Genomic DNA, 23,092 nt, shown 5'->3' with positions numbered 1-23,092 from the left:
GCTGAGTGCCGTACGCCCGTGGGTGACGGGGACGGACGGCTCGGCCTTGTCCTAGGTCCGCAGGATCTGCAGTTCGGCCAGTGAGGGAGGCGCGCGCCCGCCCTCGGTCGCGGCGGTCGCGGAACGGCCGTCGAGATCGCCCGCGGCCGTCGCTCCGCCCGGATCGGGTGCCGGGGCCGGCAGTACGGGGCCCGCACCGATGGAGCCGGAGGCGCAGGTGGGGTCGGCGTGCTGGGCGTGCCCGCCACCCGAATCGGAGCCGTGGCAGACGGCCTCGTCGGTCATGGCCGTCGTACGGCCGTTCATGGCGCGCGCGGGCGCGTGATGCGACGAGGCAGGGGACGCGTGATGCGGCGAGGTGGAGGAGGAGGCCGCGACGACGTTGCCGGGCCCGAGCGCGTGCATCCCGAACAGCCCGGCGAGCAGCCCGAGCAGCAGAAGCATGCGCCACGGTCCCGTCATCGGGAGCCGCAGCGCACGGTGGTGCTGTGCACGGGTGGTCACGCCCTCATCGTACGTAGGCCGCGCGGGGTCGGTTCATCGGGCCACGGGCGGCGCGTGCAGGCCGTGGATCACCGCGCCCTGCCATCTCTGCCCGTCTCCGCCCTTCCTGCCTATCTCTGCCCATATCCGCTTCCCCGCCCATCCCTGCGACTTTGCCATCTCTTTACAACCCGCTCCGGCGCCGCGTCGTCTCTCCGCTCGACCTGTCACCCACAGCCGCCGGATACGCCAGTACCGCGCGGACCGACGAAAGAGAGCGAATCGATGCGCCGAACCGTCCTCAGCGCCCTCACACTCACCTGCGCGGCCCTGCTCGCGACTGCCGCGCCCGCGGTCGCCCACAGCAGCGCCTCCCCGACCGCGGCGCCCAGCGCGACGGAGTCCACCCCCTCCGAGACGGCCACCCCGACGCCCAGCGCCGAACCGACCCGGCCCTCGACCTCCGCTCCCTCGGCGTCGGATTCGCCGCGGCCGTCGGCCGAGCCGACCCGGCCTTCGGAGGGCGGCCAGGTCTCCGTCGTACCGTCGGGGGCGCCCGACACCGGCGAGACGGCGACGACTTCGGGGTCCGGGAACGAGCAGGCCGGACTGATCGGCGGCGGTGCGGCAGCGCTGCTCGCCGCCGGGGGCGCGACGGCGTTCGTCGTACGTCGTCGGCGGGCGACCGGGGCGTGATGCCCTCGGCGAGGGGCGTGCGGCCCCTCTCCAGGCGCGCGTTCGCCATGGCGGCGGTGGCCTCGGTGCTGGTGGGCTGCGGCGGCCGGGGAGCAGGGCAGGGGGCGACCGCGGGTTCCCGGCGGAGGCGGGAGGACCCGGATGGGGCCGGTGCGGAGCGGTCGTCCTCGGCATCGGCGAACTCGGCGCGTGCGCTGGGCCATTCGCCCCCGGTCCGGCTGCGGATCCCGGCGATCGGGGTCGACACCCCGGTCATCCGGCTGGGCCTGGCGCCGGACGGCACCGTGGAGGTGCCGCCGATCGCGGCCGACGACCGGGCCGGCTGGTACCGGCACTCGCCGACGCCGGGTCAGGTCGGCCCCTCGGTCCTCCTCGGCCATGTCACGGTGGGCGCCTACGGGGACGGCGTGTTCCGCGACCTGGCCCGGCTGCGCCGGGGCGACCGGATCGTGGCGCGCAGGAAGGACGGCAGCACGGCGGAGTTCGCCGTCACCGCCGTACGGACGGTGGCGAAGGCGGACTTCCCGGCGGACGACGTCTACGGGGACGTGGACCGCCCGGAGCTGCGGCTGATCACGTGCGGGGGCCCGCGGGAGGGCGAGGAGTACCGCGACAACGTGATCGTGTTCGCGACGCTGAGCGCCACGTCCTCCTGACCGCCGGCATCCCCACCAGTACCGTGCAGGTTTCCTCACGACCATGGAGAGCGTTGAAACGGTCCCGCGACAAGGCTGCGTCCGAGCTGTTCGCCGCCCTCTATCCGCGCCTCGCAGGCTGGTGCCGCCGTCTGGTCGACGACGACGAGACGGCCCACGAGATCGCCTCCGAGGCGTTCACCCGGCTCTGGGCCCGCTGGAGCCGGGTGGAGGAGCCGCGCGGTTTCCTCTACGTCACGGCGGCGAACCTGGTCCGGGACCACTGGCGCAAGCTGGAGCGCGAGCGGAAGGCGATGCGCCGGGTGACGACGGAGGCGGCGGTCAACGCCCACACGGAACAGGCGGACCCGTCGGTCCGGCTGCTGGTCCAGTCCCTCCCCGAACGCCTCCGCACCCCGATCCTCCTCCACTACTACGCTGACATGCCGATCCGGGAGGTGTCCGTGCTGACCGGACGTAAGGAAGGAACCGTCAAGGCCGACCTCCACGCGGCCCGCGAACTGCTCCGCGTCCATCTGAGGAGGAGCCTTGACCACACGCTTTGACGACGACGCGGACGATCCGGAGTCGGCCACCGACGACCCCCTCGCGGTGATCCTCCGCCCGTCCCCCGACTACCTCGCCCCGCCCCCCGGCAGTTACGAGGCGATCCGCCGCAGGGCGACCCGCCGGCGCGTGGTCCGGGCGTCGATCGGGGCGGCCCTGACCTGCGCCGCGGCCCTCCTCGTCGCGCTACCCCTCCAGATGGGGACGTCCGACGGCCCGACCTCCCCCGCACCCCCGCTCGCCCCGCCGCCGGCAACGGACCGTACGACGCCCCCGGCCCCGTCGGCGGTGCCGAGCCCGTCGGCGTCCTCGCCCCGCACGGCGTCACCCACCCCGACGGTGCCCCCGCAGGCCGCGACCGCCGAGCCCACGGAGACCTCCCGTACCGAGGGGACCCGGCCGACGCCGAGCGGTCCGGCGGAGCCGACAGCCGCGCCGTCGGCGACTCCGACGGCGGAGGACGTGGGGGCGTCGGCGGATCCGACGAGGGGTGGCGTCGCGGCGACCGATACGGGCACGCCTCGCCCGTAGGTCAGCGTGGCGCGAACTGGACCCGGGTCGGTTGTGCGACATCCGGGCGGATCGAGATCCCTTCGACCGTCAACGCCTCCCCATAGATGTCCGTGATCCTGATCGCGCCCCCGCATCCGCTCCCCTGCTCGGAGAGGAAGTAGTTGTATTCCGTGCGGGGCAGCTGTCGCCAGCCGCTGCCGTCGCGGACCTCCAGCCGGGCCAGGGGGTTGCGGTGGCCTGTCGCCTGGATGCCGCACCAGTGGCTGCTGGAGCCGGTCTTGTAGCGGATCGCGATCTTGTCGGACGTCTCGGGGCTCAACAGGCTCCAGGTGATCGGGATGCGGCCGGCCGAGGGGGCCGCGAGCTTGGCGAACGCCTGGGCGCTCAGGTCGAGTTGGCCGGGGGCGCAGGGGAGGGGGCATTCGTTGGTGACGCGGACCGTCACGGAGGCGCCGCCGGCCGCGCGGACCAGGATGTAGGCACCGCAGGCCTTGGCGGTCTCGTAGTCCGTGTGGTTCATCGCCGCCGTCATGACGTCGGCGGTGGGGCCGTACAGGCAGGCGCCGTCACCGTTTCCGGTGTCGTAGAAGGTGGCGACTCCCTCGTAGGCGGTGCCGGGGCGGATACGTCCCGCCAGTGGTGCCGAGCCCGACGCCCGCTGCGGGGTGGTGCTCTTGGCCGAGGAGCGTGCCGGTGCGGTGGCCGTGCCGGGCGGCGGGGTGGTCTTCGCCGCCGTGGGGGCGTCCGGGGACGCCTTGGACGGTTTCTTCGGTTTCGGCTTCGGGGCCGGTTTCGGGCTCGGGGGCGTCGGTGGGGATGCCGACCGGCTGCCGGTGGTGGGCGCGGTCGTGGTGTGACCCGCCGTGGACGCGCCGTCGGGACGCAGGGCCATGAGCAGGGATGCGGCGAGTGCGACGGCTGCCACGACCACGGCGGGGACGAGGGCGTTGCGCCACTTGCCGGGGGACCGGCGGTGCGAAGGGGATGCCACGGATGAGTCCTGGGTGTGGGTGGGTGTGGATGTGCGTGGGCGTGGGGCTCCTGCGCGGTGCGGAGAGTCGCCCGTGTGTCAGTGGGCGCCGGGGGCGGAAAGGTTGCCGGGTTCGGGGCCACCGGTCCCCCGGCACGGAAATTCCCTGGCGGCTCGGCGCGGGCGGCGTTACGCTCGCCCGCGATGACGACTCACTCTGTTGCCAGATTGGGGGTCCCGTCCGCGCAAGGTGAGTGCTGATGGGCACTCAGACCGCGAACGGGGATTCCCGACCCTCCGGGTCCTCCGGGGCCTCTGGGTCCTCCGGGCCTGCCGGGCCTTCCTTCTGGCCGCGCGTGCGCGAGTTCGCCGTGCCGGCCTCCATGATCGAGACCGCGACCGCCCGCCGACTGGCGGGGGACTGGGCGGGAGCGTGTGCTGCCGCCGGGGTCGACGTCGATCTCCAACTGCGTTCCGTGGTGCGTGACTACGGTCGGGAACTCGCCGCCCGTGTCCGGGACGACCTACGGCATCTCGCTCCCGACCTCCTGCGCTGGCACATGCCGAGGATCGCTCCCGACGGCCTGTTGCGGCCGGGGCTGACCCTCGCGCTGGCCAAGTACGGCGGCGGGGGGCGGGACGGCGGGGGCGCGGTGTACCTAGTGGTGCGGACCGCGCCTGCGTGGGCCGACGCCGGTCAGCGGATCAGCCTCGCGCTGTGGGACGGGGGCCGGTCGTCCCGGGGGCCTTATCCAGATCCCCCTCCACATCCCCCTCCGCATCCGTCTCCATCTCCGCATCCGCATCCTCGTCCCAGCAGGCGGTTCCGGTTCGATCTGCACCGGCATCTGTGGGATGCGCGCAGGGCCGGTGAGCTGCGGATGCGGGCGGGGGTGGGGCTGGGCTCCGACCTGATGGGAGCCGAGTCGCCGTACGGCCCTGGCTGTGCCGTCGACCGGTGGGCGGACGAGGCCCGGATGCTGCTCCGAGCCGAGGGACGGTCCGTTGGGGACGTGCTCGTGCGGCTGAGGGGCCGGCATCGGCTGGTGCTGCAGGGAATCGGGGACGAGGGCGGGGGAGGTGACACGGGCGGACTGCGGATCGTGGCCGCCGCTGCCAAGGGGCGTACGTCCGCCCTTCCGGTGCTGCCCGACGCCGCGACCTGGGTGTTGCCCGACCTGGAGTTGCTCCGGGCCGGAGCGATCGAGGCCGAGCGGCTGCACCCACTGGTCGCCTCCGCACTCGTACCGGAAACGGACTCGTCGTCGCCCCGGGCCAGTCGTACGCCCCCGGCGTCCGGGCCGGTGGAGCGCGTAGGGCAGCCGCGTCCGGTGGACTGCCGGGGTGCCCGGCATCGCATCGGTCTGGTCGACGGCGTACTGGCTCCCCTGGACCACGACCCCGCCGAGATCCAGCGGGAGGAACTGCTGGCCGCCCTGACCGGCACGCCGCTCCCCTGCCTCCAGGCCATCGACGAGGCGCACCGGCATCCCGAGTGTCTGCCCGACGTACGCGAGCGCCTCGACCACGGCGACATCGCCGGTGCGCTGGCTGTCGTCGAGGGGCTGTTGGGCCCAGCGGCGGTGCTGCGGGACGGTGCGCTGCGGGACGAACTGGAGGCGGCGGCGCGGCAGCGGATCACGTACGGGCTGTTCAGAGCGGGGCTGATCGGTCCCGGGCCGGGGCGGGTCCGCTACGACGAGCGGGACCGACCCCGATCCCGGCCCCGGAGCCGGCGCGCGCACGCCCGCCACGCGCAGCGTCCCTGACCAACCCCACGCCGTACGGCCTCGACCGATCTGCGGGCGGCCGCTGAGCTCGCCCGCATGTCCCCGCACCGCACGCCCTTCCCATGACGAACCCACAGGTGATCCCACATGACCACGACCACGACCACGACGGTGAACATGAACACATGTACCCCGCCCTCCTCCCAACTCGACGTGGCCTCCGACCTGTTGGCCCTCCTCCGCGACACCACCACCGAACCCCGCCCCGACGCACAACTGGAAGCCCTCACCCTGGCCGTGGCCGCCGATCTGCCCGTTCTCCTCTGGGGTGAGCCGGGGATCGGCAAGACCGCGGCGCTCACCCAGCTCGCCGCCGCGCTGGAGCTCCCGCTCACCACGGTGATCGCGAGCGTCCACGAGCCGTCGGACTTCTCCGGGCTGCCCGTCGTCGGGGACGACCCCGCGGTACAGGGTGTGCCCATGGCGCCGCCGGACTGGGCCGTACGGCTGGTGAAGGCCGGGCGGGGGCTGCTGTTCCTGGACGAGTTGTCGACCGCGCCGCCGGCGGTGCAGGCCGCGCTGCTGCGGCTGGTGCTGGAGCGGCGGATCGGTGCCCTGCGGCTGCCGCCGGGGGTGCGGATCGTGGCCGCCGCCAATCCGCGGTCGTCGGCGGCGGACGGGTGGGAGCTGAGCGCGCCGCTGGCCAACAGGTTCGTGCATCTTCAGTGGACCCATGATCACGAGGTCGTCGTACGGGGGCTGGGTGGGACCTGGCCCCGGGCGACCCTGCCCCGCCTCGACCCCGGGAAGCTGCCGGAGGCCGTCGGATTCGCTCGTCGTGCGGTGTGCGGGCTGCTCTCCGGGCGGCCGGCGCTGGTGCACCGGTTGCCCAACAGCGAGACACGGCGGGGTGGTCCGTGGCCCTCGCCCCGGAGCTGGGAGATGACGCAGTGTCTGGTCGCCTTCGCCACCGCGGCCGGGGCCTCGCGGGAGGTGCTCTCCCTGCTGGTGCGGGGCACGGTGGGGGACGGGCCGGGGCTGGAGCTGCTGGCCGCCGTGGACCGGATGGACCTGCCGGACCCCGAGGTGCTGCTCGGCGACCCGGCGGGGGCGGAGTTGCCCGAGCGGGGGGATCTGCGGCAGGCCGCGCTGGACGGTGTCGTGGAGGCGGTCCGGGCGCGCCCGGACAGGTCCCGCTGGGATGCGGCGTGGGCGCTTCTGGTGCGGGCGGTGGAGACCGGGGCCCCGGACCTGGTCGTGGTCCCCGCGTCCACGCTCGCCTCGCTGCGGCAGGAGGACTGGGACGTACCGGCGTCGATCGAGCGGCTCGCCGGAGTGGTCTCCCTGTCCCGGCGAGCGGATCACGCGGCGACCCGGACCGCCGCGGCCGCGGCGAAGGCGGGGAAGCGATGACCTCCCGGGCTCCAGTCCAGGCTCCAGTCCAGGCTTCACTCCAATCCCCACTCCAATTGCCGCCCCAATCCCCACCCCGCCCCCTGAACCGCGACAAGCTCTTCTCCGCCCGTCTGCACGCCGCCCGGGTACGCCCCTACCTGGCGACCGCGCTGTTCGCCCTGCACGTCGTCGAGTCGCGGCGGGTGCCGACGATGGCCGTCGACCGGCACTGGCGCTGCTATGTGTCACCGGCGTTCGTGGAGCGGACGCCGGTGGAGGAGCTGGCCGGGGTGTGGGTGCACGAGGTGTCGCATCTGCTGCGGGATCATCACGGGCGCGGCGACCGGGTGGCGCGTGAGCGCGGGCTGACCGGGCCGGGGGAACGGCTGCGGATGAACATCGCCGCGGACTGCGAGATCAACGACGACGTGTACGGGGACGGGCTGGCCCGGCCGGAGGGGGCCGTCGAACCGGCCACCCTGCTGCTGCCCGAGGGCCAGCTCATGGAGGACTATCTGCGCCAGTTCCGGTTGGGTCCGCGGACGCAGGATCTGGCCTGGCTGGACTGCGGCAGCGGCGCCGACGGGCTGGAGCGGGAGTGGGACCTGGGGGCGGACGGCGCGCACGGCCTCAGCGCGCAGGAACGGGACGCGGTCCGGTTCCGGGTCGCGCAGGGCATCACCGGGCGTCCGGGCAGCGCCTCGCAGGGGTGGCAACGGTGGGCGGAGGAGGCGTTCCATCCGCCGCAGCCCTGGCGGGAGTTGCTGGGGGCGGCGGTGCGGTCGGCCGCCGGTGGCCCCGGTGCCGGCGAGGACTACACCTACGGCCGCCCGTCGCGCCGCTCCGCCTCGGTCCCCGGCGCCGTCCTGCCGAGCCTGCGGCGCACGCCGCCCCGCGTCAGCGTCGTCATCGACACGTCCGGATCGGTGAGCGACGCCGAGCTGGGCAGCGCGCTCCTGGAGGTCGCCGCGATCTCCCGCGCGGTGGGCGGGCGCCGCGACCTGGTCAGCGTGGTGCCGTGCGACGCGGCGGCCGCGGGTGTCCACCGAGTGTGCCGCGCCGAGGGAATTCCGCTGGTCGGAGGCGGGGGCACGGACCTGCGCGCGGGCTTCACCAGAGCGCTGCGCGCACGCCCCCGGCCCGATGTCATCGTGGCCCTGACAGACGGTCAGACCCCGTGGCCGAGCGAACGACCACCGTGCCGGACGGTGGTCGGGCTGTTTCCCCGGCAGCACGGGTACCGGCGGTACGACGAGGACGATCCCGAGTACGTGCCGGACTCACCGCCCGCGTGGGCGCGGGTGGTTGACATCGGGTAGCCCCCAACCCGCCAACCCGCCTCGGCGAACCCCTCTAGAAAGCGCTTGGGTACCTTGGTCACGTCCCTGGCGGCAGTCATGGACGGGGGGAACACCAGTTACCCGAGCGAATCCGAAGGATCAGCCAACGTGTCGTTGAAGATCAGCCGTCCCAGGGTCGCCGCCCTGGTCCTCATGGCGGCGCTCCTGGGCGGCGTCGCCACGGCAGGACCGGCCGTGGCGGCCACGCCGCAGTCCAGCACCGCGACGTCCACGGCCCTGCCCGGACAGACGCCTGCCATACCCACCGAGTTCGTCGACCTGTCCACCAGCGCCCTCGTCGCGGACGACGTGAGTCACGAGGTCACCGTCACCTACCGCAACGACTCGTCGGCGGATCGGACGGTCGCCCCGCAGCTCCTCGTGGAGTCGCCGGACGGCGGGCCCTTCCTGAAGCCGGCCGACGTGCGGGTCGAGCGGCGTACCGCGACCGGCTGCTGGGAGGCCGTGGAACTCGGCAGCCAGACCGGCACCCTGTTCACCGACCTCACCGCCGCCCAGCGCACGCTGCACGCGGGGGACACCCTGACGGAGGTCTACCGGATCACCGTCCTCACCACCGAGGCGGAGGGCACCGTGCACCCGAGGGTGGCCCTCTACGGCTGAGCCTCGCCCGAGCCGCGACCGGCGGGCAGCGGACCAGGCACCGAGCGAGCGTCGTACGACCGACGCTCGCCGGGCCTGGTCCCTTGGGCGGACCTGGCGCCCCGCCCGTACTGCGTTCTCAGTACCGGCGATTGTCGGCAGCCGCACGACGACACGGCACCCCCGCTCCCGAGAGTCTGGGCAGACGTTCGAGTCCCAGATGTGGAGACCCCCTGCCGTGGCTACTTTCCTGTATCGAGTGGGCCGTCTGGCCTTCCGGCGGCGCTGGTACGTCGCCCTGGTCTGGGCGGCCGTCCTGGCCGCCGTCGGATTGGGCGCGCTGAAGGCCCCGGGCGCGGTCGACGAAGAGTTCTCGATGCCGGGCATCGAGTCGCAGAAGGCGTTCGACCTGATGGAGCAGCGCTTCCCGGGCGCCACGGCCGACGGCGCCACCGCGCGGGTCGTGTTCGTCGCGCCGGGCGGCGAGAAGGTGACCGCCACCGAGAACAAGAAGGCCGTCGAGGCGGCCGTGGCCGAGCTGGGCGACGGGTCGCAGGTCGCCGGCGCCGCGGACCCGTTCCAGGCGCGGGCGGTCAGCAAGGACGGTACGACCGCCTACTCGACCGTCACCTACAAGGTCGGCGCCGGCGAACTCACCGACGCCAGCAAGACGCACCTGGAGGACACCCTCGCGCAGGCCCGGGACTCCGGGCTGACCGTCGAGGCCAGCGGGAGCGCCATGGGCGACGGTGGCGGTCCGGGCGGGATGGCCGAGGTCATCGGCGTCGCGATAGCCGCCGTCGTACTCCTCGTCACCTTCGGGTCCCTCGCCGCCGCCGGGCTGCCGCTGCTGACCGCCGTCATCGGCATCGGCGTCAGCATGGCGACCATCCTGGCGCTGTCCGACGCACTCGGGCTGTCCACCACGACCGGCACCCTCGCCATGATGCTGGGCCTCGCGGTCGGCATCGACTACGCCCTCTTCGTCGTCTCGCGGTACCGGGAGGAGCGCGCCAAGGGCCGTACGCCGCAGGAGGCGACCGGACTCGCGGTCGGTACGGCCGGCTCCGCGGTCGTCTTCGCCGGGCTCACCGTCGTCATCGCGCTGGCCGGGCTCGCGGTCGTCGGCATCCCGATGCTCACCAAGATGGGGCTGGCCGCGGCGGGCGCGGTCGTCGTCGCCGTGCTCATCGCGCTGACGTTCGTCCCCGCGTTCCTCGGCTTCTGGCCGAACGCCGTACTCCCGAGGCAGGCCCGCAAGAGCGGCCGTACGGGAGAAGACCGACACGACAACGGCGGTACCCGCTGGGCGCGGTTCGTGCTGCGGCGTCCCCTGCCCGTACTGCTGCTCGGTGTCGTCGGACTCGGGGCGCTCGCCCTGCCGATGACCGACCTTCAGCTGGGCATGCCCGGCGACGAGGCCAAGTCGACCTCCACCAGCGAGCGGCGGGCCTACGACGCGCTCGCCGACGCCTTCGGGCCGGGCTTCAACGGGCCGTTGACCGTCGTCGTGGACGCCAAGGGCGACGAGGACGCCAAGGGCGCCGTCAGCGCCATCTCCGACGAGATCGCCGGCACGAAGGGCGTCGTGTCCGTCTCTCCGGCCCGCTTCAACGACGCCGGTGACACCGCCGTCTTCTCGGTCGTGCCGTCCACCGCGCCTACCGACGAGAAGACCAAGGACCTGGTCACCACCATCCGGGGCGAACGCGACGGGGTCGAGGCCGAGACCGGGGCGACCTTCGAGGTCACCGGCACCACCGCGATGAACATCGACATCGCCGACAAGGTGCAGGCCGCGCTGGTGCCGTATCTGGTAGTGGTGGTCGGGCTGGCGATCGTGCTGCTGCTGGTCGTCTTCCGGTCGCTGCTCGTCCCGCTGAAGGCGGCCCTCGGCTTCCTGCTGTCGGTGCTGGCGGCCCTCGGCGCCGTGGTCGTGGTGTTCCAGCAGGGGCACGGCGCCGAACTGCTGGGCGTGGAGCAGACCGGGCCGATCATGAGCCTGATGCCGATCTTCCTGGTGGGCATCGTCTTCGGGCTCGCCATGGACTACGAGGTCTTCCTCGTCTCGCGGATGCGGGAGGCGTACGTCCACGGAGAGTCGGCCCACCAGGCGGTCATGTCCGGCTTCCGGCACAGCGCCCGCGTGGTCGTGGCCGCCGCGCTGATCATGATCGCGGTCTTCGCCGGGTTCATCGGGGAGAGCGACTCCATGATCAAGATGATCGGGTTCGGGCTCGCGACGGCCGTACTCCTCGACGCCTTCGTCGTACGGATGGCGATCGTGCCGGCCGTACTCGCCCTCCTCGGCGGCAGGGCCTGGTGGCTGCCGAAGTGGCTGGACCGGATCCTGCCCCGCGTGGACGTGGAGGGGGAGGCGCTCAGCCGAGGGCCGGAGACGGAGACGGAGACGGAGATGGACGCGGACGCGGAGACGAAGACGGAGGCGGAAGCGTCGACGGGTCCGGCCGCGGCTGCCGACCTGGACGTCGCTCGTACCTGATCCTGCCCCACCCCCACCGGGGCCGCTCGTGACGAAGGACACGGGCGGTTCCGTCGGCCGTTCGTCCCCGCATGCGTCCACCATGGACCGAGCCCACCGACCGGAGAGCACGATGACCACCAGCCCGGAGCGACGCTACGCGGACCGCATCGAGGGGTTCTCGGAGCGCCACCCCCTCGCCATCGACGTGGTGCTGGTCATGTCGCTGATGGGCTGCGGTGTCCTCGGCAGCATGCTCACCCTGCCCGGCGCCGACCCGCCGGACCGGGACAAGGCCGCGGTCGTGCTGCTCGGCGTGTCCTGCCTCGCCCTGCTGAAGCACCGCACCCACCCGCGCACCGCCCTCGTCGTGTCCGCGGCCTGCGGCGTGACCGTGGTCGCGCTCGGGTACCTGCTCACTCCGCTGCTGCTGGCACCCGTCATGGCGGCGCTCTACTGGCTGGCCGTTCTCGCCGACCGCAGGGCCACCCGCGTCTACGGCATCACCACTTTGGTGGCGGTGATCGTCGCGGCGGCGATCTCCGACTCCATGGACCACCTCTCGCTGCTGCTCAGAACGATCGGCCCGTTGTTCTGGCTGATGCTGCCCCTCGCCGCCGGGACCATGACCCGGCTGCGCCGCGCCTACCTGGCGGCGGTGCAGGCCCGCGCCGAACACGCCGAGCGCACCCGGGAGGAGGAGGCCCGGCTGCGTGTCACCGAGGAACGCATGCGGATCGCCCGTGAGCTGCACGACGTCGTCGCCCACCACATGGCCCTCGCCAACGCCCAGGCCGGTACCGCCGCGCACCTCGCGCTGACCAGTCCGGAGCAGACGAAGGCGATCCTCACCGACCTGACCGGCACCACGTCGTCCGCGCTGCGCGAGCTGAAGGCCACGCTGGGGCTGCTGCGGCAGAACGGCGACCCGGACTCCGCGCCGCTGGAGCCGTCGCCGGGGCTCGCCCGTCTGCCCGAGCTGGTCTCGGCGTGCGCGTCGGCCGGGCTCAAGGTCACGCTCACCACGGAAGGCGAGCCGCGGCACTTGTCCCCGGGCGTCGATCTGACCGCCTTCCGGATCGTCCAGGAGGCGCTCACCAACGTCGCCAAGCACGCCTCCACCGCTGCCGCGCACGTCCGGTTCGCGTACACGGGGTCGCGGCTGATGATCACGGTCAGCAACGACGGGCCGGTGGCCGCGGATGCCGTGGACCCCGTGGACCCGGTGGATGCCGCGGCGGCCGGGGAGGCCACGCAGGGCCGGGGCTTCGGGGTCATGGGCATGCGCGAGCGTGCCCGCTCCATCGGCGGCGACCTGTGCGCCGGTCACCGTCCCGAGGGCGGCTTCGAGGTCACCACCGCACTCCCGCTCCAGCCGTACGACGCCGAAGACTGATCTCCTGCTCGTCGATCTGCTTACCCAGACCGCGTACCGTGCGGCGAGACCCCCGGCGGCCCGTCCGCCATCGCACGGAAGGACCGACCCTGAACACCCCGCTCGCGGAGACCCTGTCCGTGGCCATGCTCGTCCTCGTGCTGGTCTGTGCCGTCGTCCGTCCCTTCAACTGGCCGGAGGCCGTGGTCGCCGTACCGGCCGCGGTGCTGGTGGTGGCCACCGGGGCGATCTCCCCGGGCCACGCACTGGACGAGGCCGAACAGCTCGGACCGGTGATCGGCTTCCTCGCGGCCGTACTGGTCCTCGCCCAACTCTGCGACGACGAGGGGCTGTTCCAGGCCTGCGGGGCCTGGATGGCGCGTACGGCGGCGGGCCGGCCGCGCCGGCTGCTGGCGCAGGTGTTCCTGGCCGCGTCGGCGATCACGGCCGTACTGAGCCTGGATGCCACGGTCGTGCTGCTCACCCCCGTGGTGTTCGCCACCGCCGCCCGGCTCGGCGCCCGCCCCAAACCGCACGTCTACGCCTGCACCCACCTGTCGAACACGGCCTCCCTGCTGCTGCCGGTGTCCAACCTGACCAACTTGCTGGCGTTCGCGGCCAGCGGGCTGAGCTTCACCCGGTTCGCCGCGCTGATGGCGCTGCCGTGGGTGGCCGCGATCGCCGTGGAGTACGTGGTCTTCCGGCGTTTCTTCGCCACCGACCTGGACGCCGGGGCGCAGGCCCCGCCCACCGGCGACGCCCCCGAACTGCCGCTGTTCGCCCTGGTGACCGTCGCGTGCACACTGGCCGGGTTCGTGCTGACCTCGGCCCTCGGTGTCGATCCGGCCTGGGCGGCCCTGGCGGGCGCGGTGGTCCTCGCCGTACGGTCCCTGCTGCGCCGCCGTACGACGCCGAAGGCATTGCTGCGTTCGGTCTCGGTGCCGTTCCTGGCGTTCGTCCTGGCCCTGGGGATCGTGGTCCGCGCGGTCGTCGACAACGGGCTCGACACCGCCCTGGGCCACCTGCTCCCCGACGGCACCGGGCTGCTCGCCCTGCTCGGGATCGCCGCGCTGGCCGCCGTACTGGCCAACGTGATCAACAACCTGCCCGCGGTCCTGGTCCTGCTCCCACTGGCCGCCACATCCGGCCCCGGCGCCGTCCTCGCCGTGCTGCTCGGGGTGAACATCGGCCCCAACCTCACCTACGCCGGCTCCCTGGCCACTCTGCTGTGGCGGCGTATCGTGCACGCCCACGACGCGGAGGTGCAGCTGGGCGAGTTCACCCGGCTCGGCCTGTACGCCGTACCGGCGAGCCTGTGCGCCTCGGTGCTGGCACTGTGGGCGTCACTGGTCGTGATCGGAGCTTGACCCGAGCCTGACCCGAGGAGGCTGGTCGCATGGCGGTGGTCGTCGTCTGGATCGTCGAGGGCACCTGGCCCGCCTGCGTGGACGCCGCGCGGCGGCATGCGCCGGAGGACGCCGAGATCGTCCTGCTGCACATCACCGGGCAGGACATCGCGGACGCCGCTCACGGTGCGTTCGCCGGCCTCCTCGGCCGCGGCCATCCGGAACGCGATCCCGGCACCCGCGTCGAACAGCTCGCCGCCGCCTCCGCCGAGACCCTCCTCCAGGCCGCCGCCGACCGCCTCGGCCGCCCCTGCACCCGCGTCGAACGCACCGGCCGCGCCGAGCGCGAGGTCCTCGCCGCGACGGACGGCGCCGACCTGCTCGTCCTGGCCCGCGACGGCGACCGCACCCGCGTCGGCCCGCCCAGCCTCGCCCCGCCCGGCCGCTTCGTCGTAGACCACGCCCCCTGCCCCCTGCTCCTGGTCTGGCCGGAGTCCGCCCCGGACCTGACGACGCTGCCGGACAGGCCCTAGCCCCGGGCCCCCTCGCGGACAGGCCGCGGCGAACTCGTGCTCGCGCGCCGTACGAGCCGCGTCGGCACCAGCGTCGTGCCGTGCGCGATGTCGCCGTGTCGCATCTTGTCGATGACGCCCTCGACGCAGAGGCGGCCCACCTCGGCGAAGTCCTGGTGGATGGTGGTGAGCGGGGGGAGGAAGGACGCGGACTCGGGGAGGTCGTCGAAGCCGATGACGCTGACGTCGTCGGGGACCTTGCGGCCGCGTTCGTGGAGGGCGCGCAGCAGGCCCAGGGCCATCTGGTCGTTGGCCGCGAACACCGCCGTACAGTCCCGCTCTTCGGCCAGCCGGAGACCGGCGCGGTAACCCGACTCCGCCGACCAGTCGCCGCGCACCAGGGGCGGTGGGGCCACGCCCGCCTCCGTGAGGGCGCCGTGCCACGCGTTGGCCCGGCGCTGGGCGGCGAAGGAGCCCTCGGGGCCGGCCAGGTGCCACACCGTGGCATGGCCGAGGTCCAGCAGATGCCGTACGGCGTCGCGGGCGCCGCCCGCCTGGTCGGTGTCGACGACGGTGTAGCGGTCGCCGGCGTCCGAGTCGGCCACCACGACCTGGACGCCGGGCGGCAGCGAGACCGTCGCCGCGTCGAGGAGGTGGATCTCCATGATGACGATGACCGCGTCCACGGCGAGTTCCCCGAGCCGGGAGAAGGCGCCGTTCACCTCGTCCTGGGTGGGAACGGCGACAGGCAGCAGCGTGACGGCGTAGCCGTGCTGGGCGGCGGAGGTCGCGATCGCCTCCAGGGTGCGGATGTTCCCGTGGGTGGAGAGGGAGAAGGTGATCACGCCGAGGGTGCGGAACTCGCCGCGTTTGAGGGCCCGCGCGGCGCTGTTGGGCCGGTAGCCCAGCTCCCGCATCGCGGCCATGACCTGCTGCCGGGTCTCCTCGGTCACGCCCGGGAAGCCGTTGGCGACGCGCGACACCGTCTGGGAGGAGACACCGGCCAGGCGCGCGACGTCGGCCATGGAGGCGCCCTGGCGGGGGCGGGCGGCGCGTTTTCTCGTGCTCACCGCTGTGCTGTCACCGTCCGCTGTGCCCACTTCGTCCCCTCGCTTCCCGGGCTGCGCAACTTTTGGCCCGGAACGACTCCTTGACCCCTGAGATTCGGACAGTGTAGACATCCCGCCAGCGCATGTTTACGTAAACATTACGAGCCAAAACCATACGAGAACGCACCGAATCGCACCGAACCGCACCTCTGTGGTCCCGAAGAGCTGGAGTACTCGAGATGGCACAACGCACCCGTAAGAGAAGGCTCCTGGGGCTCGGCGTCACGGCCCTCGCGACCGGGACCGTGCTGGCCGCCACCGCGCTGCCGGCCGCGCCCGCCGACACGGCCGCCGCCGCTGCGGTCACGGTCCGGCCCGACCCCTCGTACAAGCAGGAGAAGTTCGAGGGCTGGGGCACCAGCCTGGTCTGGTTCGCCAACGCCACCGGCGACTACCCGCCCGCGATACGCGAGAAGCTCGCCAAGCTCCTCTTCGGTGACGACGGCCTCGCGCTGAACATCGCCCGCTACAACATCGGCGGCGGCAACGCCCCGGACGTCAAGGACTACCTGCGGGCCGGCGGCGCGGTCGAGGGCTGGTGGAAGGCCCCGGCCGGCACCACCCGCGAGGACGTCGACTGGTGGGACGCCGACGACCCCGCCGACTGGAACAACAAGGCCGACAAGACGCAGCGCTGGTGGGTCGACCGCATCAAGAAGGACATCACCCACTGGGAGACCTTCAGCAACTCCCCGCCGTGGTTCATGACCGAGAGCGGCTACGTCTCCGGCAACTTCGACGCGGGCAAGGACCAGCTCAAGACGGAGTCCGTGGACGACTTCGCCAAGTACCTGGTGGGTGCCACCGAACGCCTTGAGAAGGCGCACGGCATCAAGGTCGACACCCTCGACCCGTTCAACGAGCCGAACACCAACTACTGGGGCACCAAGCTGGGCGAGGACGGCGAGCCCGTCGGCGGCCGACAGGAAGGCGCCCACATCGGCCCCGAGCTGCAGCAGAAGGTGCTCCGCGCACTGGGCCCGACGCTGGGGAAGTCCAAGTCGAACGCGGAGATCTCCGCGATGGACGAGACCAACCCCGGCACCTTCGCCACGAACTGGAACTCCTACCCCCAGGAAGTGCGCGACCTGGTCAGCCAGATGAACGTCCACACCTACGGCACCGGCCAGCGCACCACCGTGCGCGACCTGGCCAAGGCGGCCGACAAGCCGCTGTGGATGAGCGAGGTCGAGGGCGACTGGGGCGACGGCCAGAGCTTCACGGACATGCGGCCCGGCCTGGGCCTGGCCCAGCGCATCGTCGACGACCTGCGTGAACTGGAGCCTCGCGCCTGGGTGTTCTGGCAGCCTGTCGAGGACTACGACAACATGAAGCCGGGCGGCGAGTCCGCGAAGGGCGGCAACTGGGGCGAGATCCAGCTGTCGTTCAGCTGCACCTCGAAGGACACGCTCGAAAGCTGCCCGATCTACACGAACACCAAGTTCGACACGGCCCGTAACTTCACCCACTACATCAAGCCCGGCGACCGGCTGATCAAGACGGACGACACCTCCAGCACCGCGGCGGTCTCCCGCAAGGGCGACGCGGCGACCGTCGTCCACGTCAACAGCACCACCGGGGCGCGCGAGGTCACGCTCGACCTGTCGAAGTTCGGCCGCGTCTCCTCCCACGCCACCGTCACCCCGGTGGTCACCAGCGCCGACGGCAAGCTGGAGCGGCAGCGGGCCGTCCGTGTCACCGGCAAGCAGGCCACGGTCACCGTGCCCGCCCAGTCCGTGACGTCGTTCCTGGTCAAGGGCGTGTCCGGCGTCGCGAAGGAAGCGGCCGAGCTCCAGAAGGGCCACACCTACCGGCTGACCGGCGTCCAGAGCGGCAAGGACCTCACCATCGCCGACAACGGCACGGGCCTCGTCATCAGGAGCGCCGACGCCGCCGACCCCAGCGGTCAGCAGTGGCGGGTGGAGCAGATCAGCGGCAACGGCAGCGACAACCGCAAGCGGTACGTCTTCACCGAGGCGACCGAGGACAAGCGCCTGGCCGTCCGTGCCGGCGCCCTGGTGGCCGAGCCCGACGAGGGCCGCCGCGACGGCGCCGCCCAGTGGATCATGTCGACGACCGGCGACGGCACCTGGACCCTCGTCAACGCCGCCACCGGTCAGCTCCCGGACGTCGGCGGGCAGGCCACGAACGACGGTGCCGCCGTCGGAGTGTGGCAGCCGAACTCGGGCACGAACCAGCGCTGGAAGGTGACAGACGTGACGAGCGCCGCCGGCGCACGGACCGAGTAGCCGTACACCCACGGGCGCCTCGCCCCGCGGTCACCACGACGCCCCCGTCCGCCGCCACCGCAAACCCGGTGGCCGTGGCGGGGGCGTCACCGCGAAGGTGTCACCGCGGAGCCGTCACTGGTCCGAGTAGCCGATGTCCCCGATGGTCCAGGCGCTCACGTCCTTCAGCGCGACGCGGTACATGCCGCCCGTGTCGGGGATGCCGAAGCTGCCCTGGAGGATCCGGGCGACGTGGAAGTGGAGGTGTGTGGGCCCGTCACCGTGTCCCGGCCGGTGGTCGCCGTCGCCCTGGGGTGGGGTGAACACGGCGGCGAAGGGCCGCAGGTGCTCGGAGTCCCGCAGGACCTCGGCCACGCGTTCCTTCCACAGGGCCTCGGGGGCCAGCCGTCCCGTGATGACGGCTCCCGGGATCACCACGGTCAGGGACATCTGGCTGCTGTGCCGCGACTCCACCATCGCGGCGATCGCGACGAGCAGGTCGTCAGGGTGTGTCATGTCTCAGGAGCCTAGCCCGACCGCAGGGGTCATGGCGTGGTCAGTGACCGAGACGTCACCAGCCCAGCGCACCCTCGTCGGCTCGCGTGTCGCGGGCCGGGGCGGCCGCAGGGGCGTCGTGGCAGGTGAAACCCAGCCGGGTCAGCGCCCGGCGCATCTCGCCCGAGGTGAAGTCGCGGCGGTTCTGCCGGGTGATCACTTCCCCGACCTGCATCACGGGGTAGACGCGACGGCCGATGGTCACGGCCACGCCCTCGACGGCTTCGGGCGTGACGCCGCTCATCGACTGCTCGACCTCGCTCTTGGTCAGGTCGAAGGGGAATCGGGCGATGACACAACGCATGGGTGCCTCCACGGAGTTGCCTGGGCTACGGGGTGTTCCTCGGGGTGGAGCGACGGCTGCGGCCGGAGCTGCGTCCGCTTTCGCCACGGCCGGTGGTCCGGCCGCCGCCGCTGTGACCGGCGGCGCGCCCGTTGCCGCCGCGGCCGGCGCCGCCGCGTCCCCTGCGGCTGCGGCCGGGAGCCCCCGTGCGCTCGCTCTGCTCGGCGGCCGGCGGGGTGAGGGTGACGGGCACGCCCGAGGGGGTGCGGGCGCCGGTGATGCGCTGGAGCTCGGCCTCGCCCGGACGGACCCGGGCGGAACTCGGCGTGATGCCGGCGTCGGCCATCAGACGGTCCATCGCGCGACGCTGGTGCGGCAGGACGAGGGTGACGACGGTGCCGGACTCGCCGGCCCGCGCGGTACGGCCGCCACGGTGCAGATAGTCCTTGTGGTCGCCGGGAGGGTCGACGTTCACGACGAGGTCGAGGTCGTCGACGTGGATCCCGCGGGCCGCGACATTGGTGGCCACCAGGACCGTGACCTCGCCGTCCTTGAACCGGGCGAGCGTCTTGTTGCGCTGCGGCTGGGACTTGCCGCCGTGCAGGGCCGAGGCCCGCACCCCCACGGACAGCAGGTGCTTGGCCAGCTTGTCCGCCGCGTGCTTGGTGTCCAGGAACATGATCACCCGCCCGTCACGGGCGGCGATCTCGGTCGCGGTGGTGTGCTTGTCGGCGTCCTGCACGTGGAGCAGGTGGTGCTCCATGGTGCTGACGGCGCCCGCGGACGGGTCGACCGAGTGCACCACGGGGTCGTGCAGATAGCGGCGCACCAGGAGGTCGATGTTGCGGTCCAGAGTGGCCGAGAACAGCAGTCGCTGGCCGCCGGGAGCCACCTGGTCGAGCAGGGCGGTCACCTGCGGCATGAAGCCCATGTCGGCCATCTGGTCGGCCTCGTCCAGGACGGTGACGGCGACCTGGTCCAGCCGGCAGTCGCCGCGTTCGATGAGGTCCTTGAGGCGGCCGGGCGTCGCCACGACGACCTCGGCGCCGTTGCGCAGCGCGGTCGCCTGCCGGCCGATCGCCATGCCGCCGACCACGGTGGCGAGCCGCACCCGCAGGGCGCGGGCGTAGGGGGCGAGCGCGTCGGTGACCTGCTGGGCCAGTTCGCGGGTGGGTACCAGGACCAGGGCGAGCGGCTGCCGGGGCTGGGCCCGCTGTCCGTCCAGCCGGGCCAGTACGGCCAGGCCGAAGGCGAGCGTCTTGCCCGAGCCGGTGCGTCCGCGGCCCAGTACGTCCCGTCCGGCCAGCGCGTTCGGCAGGGTGGCCGCCTGGATCGGGAAGGGCACGGTCACGCCCTCGGCGCCGAGCGCGGTCAGCAGACGTGCGGGCAGTTCCAGCTCGGCGAACGTCGCGACCGCCGGCAGCGGTTCGGTGAGGGTGACCGGGAGGGTGAACTCCTGCGGGCGGGTGGTGGAGCGTGCTCGGGGGGTCTGCCGGCCGGCCTTGTGGGCACGGACGCGACCTGAGCTGCCGCCGGTACGGCGGGTGCGGTTCATGAAGGAACCTTCCTCGATCCGGCGTATCGAGGAATTCTGCCCAGCGGTGGTGACCGCACGCGGATTCACAAGAATGAGCCGAGGGAATACGAAATGCCGCTCGGCGCTGAAGCCGGGGCTAGTCAGTAACCCGGGAACTCCGGGGACTCCGAGGGTGCCGGGGATCCCGGGAACTCGGGGAAAACATGGAGCTGGGACCCGCACCCCAAGAGCGCGGGCCCCAGCTCCAAGTCGCGTCAAGCGTCAGGCGGGAACGATGTTCTCGGCCTGCGGGCCCTTCTGGCCCTGCGTGACGTCGAAGGTAACCTTCTGGCCTTCCTGAAGCTCGCGGAAGCCGGAGGTGGCGATGTTGGAGTAGTGCGCGAACACGTCAGCGCCGCCGCCGTCCTGCTCGATGAAGCCGAAGCCCTTTTCCGCGTTGAACCACTTCACGGTGCCAGATGCCATATTGAATCTCCCTTGGGGGGCAGTGCCGGAATCCGCACTTTACGGATCCGAGTCGCCGCGATGATCACCCCTCCGGAAAGATCCGGAAAGCTCTGCAAAGAAACAAGTCTCTGGCAACCAAAACTGCAACTGCTATCACGCTAACACAGTCGGGGCCCAAGGCTCGGGGGTTTTTCGGCACCGTTCAGAAATTCTCATCCCGCCGTCGCCCGTATTTCTGTACCGGCCGGACTAGGTATTCGGGCCGCGCTCGTCCAGCCTCCGGCGCATGTCCCGGTTCAGGCGGAGGGCGTCGTCCAGCTGGTCCTCGAGGGAGACGATGCGGCAGGCGGCCTCGATGGGGGTGCCCTGGTCGACGAGCTCACGGGCGCGGGCGGCGATGCGCAACTGGCGGCGGGAGTACCGGCGGTGGCCGCCCTCCGAACGCCGCGGAGTGATCAGTCCGGTCTCGCCGACGGCGCGGAGGAAGGCGGGGGTGATGCCGAGAACGTCGGCGGCGCGTCCCATGGTGTAGGCGGGATAGTCGTCGTCGTCGAGGTTTCCTGCGACAGGGACGTTCTCAGCGGGCATAGCACCTTCGTTTCGGGGACATGGTGAGGGCCCGGGCGTGCGCGGCACCCGTGCTTGCGAAGGTTCAGCACCATCTGCCTCGTGCCCCAACCCTAACGCCGCCGGGTACGCAGATGTGGTTCGGCCGCGACAGACTTATGGAAGCGGTGCGGCCGCGGTCAGTCGGTGAGGCCGGCCTTCTCACAGGCGGGTGCGGTCTCCGGGGTGCAGATCTGGGCGATCGTGTAGAGGCCGTCCTTGATCACGGTGGCCCTGATGTCGTCGACGGTCACCGGGATGGGGTCGAGCAGGACGGCGGGGATGTCCTGGGTGGTGGCCGTGGCGACCGTCGTGTCGGCGATGTCGTCGAGCTTCTCGCCGCGGCCGAGGGCGACGGCCATCTCCGCGGCCGCGTCGGCCTCGGCCTTGAAGGGCTTGTAGACGCTCATGTACTGCTCGCCCTTGACGATGCGCTGCACGGCCGCGAGGTCGGCGTCCTGGCCGGTGACGGGGGGCAGCGGCCGGATGCCCGCGGCCTTGAGGGCGGAGATCGCACCGGCGGCCAGTCCGTCGTTGGCTGCGTAGACGCCGTCGATGCCGTCGACGCCCAGCGCGGCGATGGCGTTCTCCATGTTGGTGTGGGCGGTCTCCTGGCTCCAGCCCGGGGTGTCGTACGCCTCGCCGATCCGGACCCGGCCCTGCAGGACGGACAGCGCGCCCTTCTTGAAGGCCACGTTGGTCGGGGAGGTCTGGGGGCCGTTCATCATGACGATCCGGCCGCTGTCCGCCCGCTCTCCCAGGGCCCTGAGGAGCGCCTCGCCCTGGAGCCTGCCGACCCGTTCGTTGTCGAAGGAGACGTAGGCCGCGATCGGGCCCTCGACGAGTCCGTCGTAGGCGATCACCGGGATGCCCACGTCGTGTGCCCGCTCGACCGAGTGGCGCAGGGAGCGGAAGTTCACGGCGCTCAGGAGCAGGACCTCGACATCGTTGTTGATCATGGTCTCCACCTGCTGTTGCTGGGTGGCGACATCCCCCTTGGCGTTGGCGTAGTCCATCGAGCAGTCCGCGCACAGCTCCTTGATCTTCTTCTCGATCAGGGGCTTGTCGAAGTTCTCCCAGCGCGGTTGGACGCCCTGGCTGAACAACAGGCCGACCTTGAAGCCGCCCTCGCCGGAGGCGGTCCCGCCCGGGTCGTCGGATCCCCCGCCACCGCATGCGGCCAGGGATACGGCCATGACCAGCGACAACGCGGTCGCGATGAGGGGGGTACGACCCCGGTACGCACTCACGGGGGCCTCCCTGGCTCGTTCGGGAACGTCCGAGGAACCCCCTGGCCGGTCACTTCGGCCACTCACTGCCAGGATAGGCCGCCGGGCGGGGCGCCGGGCAGGCGCCGGGGCGCTGCGGGAGCACCCGCCCGTGTCGTCCGGCGGGACGTACCTGTCGTCCGCGCCGTTGATCGCGAGCGTAGGCGAGCCGACGGCCGCGTCGAGGGAGCGCCGGGCGGATCCGCCGGAAGGCGTGGACCGGTGTCGTCCGATCGACGCGACACCTGATTGCTCCTCATATTCCTTGAATCACAAGGGCGTTGGGCGGATGCTGTGATCCGTCTGTGAACTCCTGATTCATGGAGGAACATCCGTGCCGTCCAACCCCCCACCGATCTTACCGATCTCACCGATCCCACCGGCTCCCCGTGCGAAGACCCGCGGAAGACTG

The 23,092-nt window shown here is 72.2% G+C and carries 22 protein-coding genes; 13 read left to right on the top strand and 9 right to left on the bottom strand.

Features of this window, described 5'->3' with window-relative positions:
• Positions 1 to 51: 51 nt before the first annotated feature.
• Positions 52 to 504, bottom strand: a complete 453-nt coding sequence (locus tag ADK36_RS36790; protein ID WP_338060814.1) for a DUF6153 family protein — start codon at positions 502 to 504, stop codon at positions 52 to 54.
• Positions 505 to 768: 264 nt separating this feature from the next.
• On the opposite strand from ADK36_RS36790, the gene ADK36_RS36785 reads away from it, so the two are divergent.
• From ADK36_RS36785 to ADK36_RS47180, 4 genes are read left to right on the top strand one after another with little or no spacing between them, the layout of a single operon-like run.
• Positions 769 to 1,179: a Tat pathway signal sequence domain protein gene (locus ADK36_RS36785; RefSeq protein WP_053200677.1), complete on the top strand. Its 411-nt coding sequence runs from the start codon at positions 769 to 771 to the stop codon at positions 1,177 to 1,179.
• Positions 1,180 to 1,196: 17 nt separating this feature from the next.
• Positions 1,197 to 1,835 carry a class F sortase gene (locus ADK36_RS36780; protein WP_107086946.1) on the top strand — a complete coding sequence of 213 codons (639 nt, stop codon included), beginning with the start codon at positions 1,197 to 1,199 and terminating at the stop codon, positions 1,833 to 1,835.
• Positions 1,836 to 1,888: 53 nt separating this feature from the next.
• A complete protein-coding gene (locus ADK36_RS36775; RefSeq protein ID WP_030050204.1) occupies positions 1,889 to 2,380 on the top strand; it encodes an RNA polymerase sigma factor in 492 nt (163 codons plus the stop codon).
• A complete protein-coding gene (locus ADK36_RS47180) occupies positions 2,364 to 2,912 on the top strand; it encodes a hypothetical protein (RefSeq protein WP_078916629.1) in 549 nt (182 codons plus the stop codon). The genes ADK36_RS36775 and ADK36_RS47180 overlap by 17 nt, the downstream gene beginning before the upstream one ends.
• A 1-nt stretch (position 2,913) precedes the next feature.
• Here ADK36_RS47180 and ADK36_RS36765 read toward each other — a convergent pair whose 3' ends face one another.
• Complete coding sequence (locus tag ADK36_RS36765; RefSeq protein ID WP_053200673.1) at positions 2,914 to 3,885, bottom strand: expansin EXLX1 family cellulose-binding protein; 972 nt, start codon at positions 3,883 to 3,885, stop codon at positions 2,914 to 2,916.
• 239 nt (positions 3,886 to 4,124) lie between these two features.
• Here ADK36_RS36765 and ADK36_RS36760 point away from each other — a divergent pair, with 239 nt between their 5' ends.
• The 8 genes from ADK36_RS36760 (at position 4,125) to ADK36_RS36730 (ending at position 14,668) form a co-directional block, all read left to right on the top strand.
• Positions 4,125 to 5,633, top strand: a complete 1,509-nt coding sequence (locus ADK36_RS36760) for a hypothetical protein (RefSeq protein WP_053200671.1) — start codon at positions 4,125 to 4,127, stop codon at positions 5,631 to 5,633.
• Positions 5,634 to 5,771: 138 nt separating this feature from the next.
• Entirely contained in the window at positions 5,772 to 7,007 is a 1,236-nt protein-coding gene (locus tag ADK36_RS47175; RefSeq protein WP_078916631.1) for an AAA family ATPase, read from the top strand.
• Positions 7,004 to 8,308, top strand: a complete 1,305-nt coding sequence (locus tag ADK36_RS36755; protein ID WP_078916628.1) for a DUF2201 family putative metallopeptidase — start codon at positions 7,004 to 7,006, stop codon at positions 8,306 to 8,308. Before ADK36_RS47175 ends, ADK36_RS36755 begins: the two co-directional genes overlap by 4 nt.
• 129 nt (positions 8,309 to 8,437) lie before the next feature.
• Entirely contained in the window at positions 8,438 to 8,953 is a 516-nt protein-coding gene (locus ADK36_RS36750) for a hypothetical protein (protein ID WP_048585830.1), read from the top strand.
• 217 nt (positions 8,954 to 9,170) lie between these two features.
• The gene (locus tag ADK36_RS36745; RefSeq protein ID WP_159391248.1) at positions 9,171 to 11,435 is read left to right on the top strand and encodes an MMPL family transporter; all 2,265 of its coding nucleotides are present in this window, start codon (positions 9,171 to 9,173) and stop codon (positions 11,433 to 11,435) included.
• A 112-nt stretch (positions 11,436 to 11,547) separates the two neighbouring features.
• Positions 11,548 to 12,810: a sensor histidine kinase gene (locus ADK36_RS36740; RefSeq protein WP_053200668.1), complete on the top strand. Its 1,263-nt coding sequence runs from the start codon at positions 11,548 to 11,550 to the stop codon at positions 12,808 to 12,810.
• 89 nt (positions 12,811 to 12,899) lie between these two features.
• Positions 12,900 to 14,156 carry an SLC13 family permease gene (locus tag ADK36_RS36735; RefSeq protein WP_048585861.1) on the top strand — a complete coding sequence of 419 codons (1,257 nt, stop codon included), beginning with the start codon at positions 12,900 to 12,902 and terminating at the stop codon, positions 14,154 to 14,156.
• Positions 14,157 to 14,185: 29 nt separating this feature from the next.
• On the top strand, positions 14,186 to 14,668 hold the full coding sequence (locus ADK36_RS36730; RefSeq protein ID WP_048585827.1) for a universal stress protein: 483 nt from the start codon (positions 14,186 to 14,188) through the stop codon (positions 14,666 to 14,668).
• Here ADK36_RS36730 and ADK36_RS36725 read toward each other — a convergent pair.
• The gene (locus tag ADK36_RS36725) at positions 14,665 to 15,672 is read right to left on the bottom strand and encodes a LacI family DNA-binding transcriptional regulator (protein ID WP_048585826.1); all 1,008 of its coding nucleotides are present in this window, start codon (positions 15,670 to 15,672) and stop codon (positions 14,665 to 14,667) included. The two genes, ADK36_RS36730 and ADK36_RS36725, sit on opposite strands and share 4 nt — an antisense overlap.
• A 263-nt stretch (positions 15,673 to 15,935) precedes the next feature.
• On the opposite strand from ADK36_RS36725, the gene ADK36_RS36720 reads away from it, so the two are divergent.
• Positions 15,936 to 18,005 (top strand): glycoside hydrolase, encoded by a 2,070-nt coding sequence (locus tag ADK36_RS36720; protein WP_048585825.1) that lies wholly within the window; start codon positions 15,936 to 15,938, stop codon positions 18,003 to 18,005.
• Between the two features lie 114 nt (positions 18,006 to 18,119).
• Here ADK36_RS36720 and ADK36_RS36715 read toward each other — a convergent pair whose 3' ends face one another.
• The 6 genes from ADK36_RS36715 to ADK36_RS36690 form a co-directional block, all read right to left on the bottom strand.
• Entirely contained in the window at positions 18,120 to 18,500 is a 381-nt protein-coding gene (locus ADK36_RS36715; RefSeq protein ID WP_048585824.1) for a hypothetical protein, read from the bottom strand.
• 55 nt (positions 18,501 to 18,555) lie between these two features.
• Positions 18,556 to 18,843, bottom strand: a complete 288-nt coding sequence (locus ADK36_RS36710; protein WP_048585823.1) for an SCO5918 family protein — start codon at positions 18,841 to 18,843, stop codon at positions 18,556 to 18,558.
• A gap of 25 nt (positions 18,844 to 18,868) precedes the next feature.
• Complete coding sequence (locus ADK36_RS36705; protein WP_048585822.1) at positions 18,869 to 20,377, bottom strand: DEAD/DEAH box helicase; 1,509 nt, start codon at positions 20,375 to 20,377, stop codon at positions 18,869 to 18,871.
• A gap of 243 nt (positions 20,378 to 20,620) precedes the next feature.
• Positions 20,621 to 20,824, bottom strand: coding sequence for a cold-shock protein (locus ADK36_RS36700; protein WP_007383480.1), 204 nt, complete (start codon positions 20,822 to 20,824; stop codon positions 20,621 to 20,623).
• A 231-nt stretch (positions 20,825 to 21,055) separates the two neighbouring features.
• Complete coding sequence (locus ADK36_RS36695; RefSeq protein WP_048585821.1) at positions 21,056 to 21,394, bottom strand: MerR family transcriptional regulator; 339 nt, start codon at positions 21,392 to 21,394, stop codon at positions 21,056 to 21,058.
• 158 nt (positions 21,395 to 21,552) lie between these two features.
• Positions 21,553 to 22,662 carry a sugar ABC transporter substrate-binding protein gene (locus ADK36_RS36690; RefSeq protein WP_234330022.1) on the bottom strand — a complete coding sequence of 370 codons (1,110 nt, stop codon included), beginning with the start codon at positions 22,660 to 22,662 and terminating at the stop codon, positions 21,553 to 21,555.
• Positions 22,663 to 23,092: the final 430 nt, after the last annotated feature.

The sequence above is a fragment of the Streptomyces viridochromogenes genome (assembly GCF_001270495.1).
GTDB classification, from domain to species: domain Bacteria; phylum Actinomycetota; class Actinomycetes; order Streptomycetales; family Streptomycetaceae; genus Streptomyces; species Streptomyces viridochromogenes_A.
Note: the sequence above shows the minus strand (reverse complement) of the source record. Positions and strands in the feature narration are given on the sequence as shown.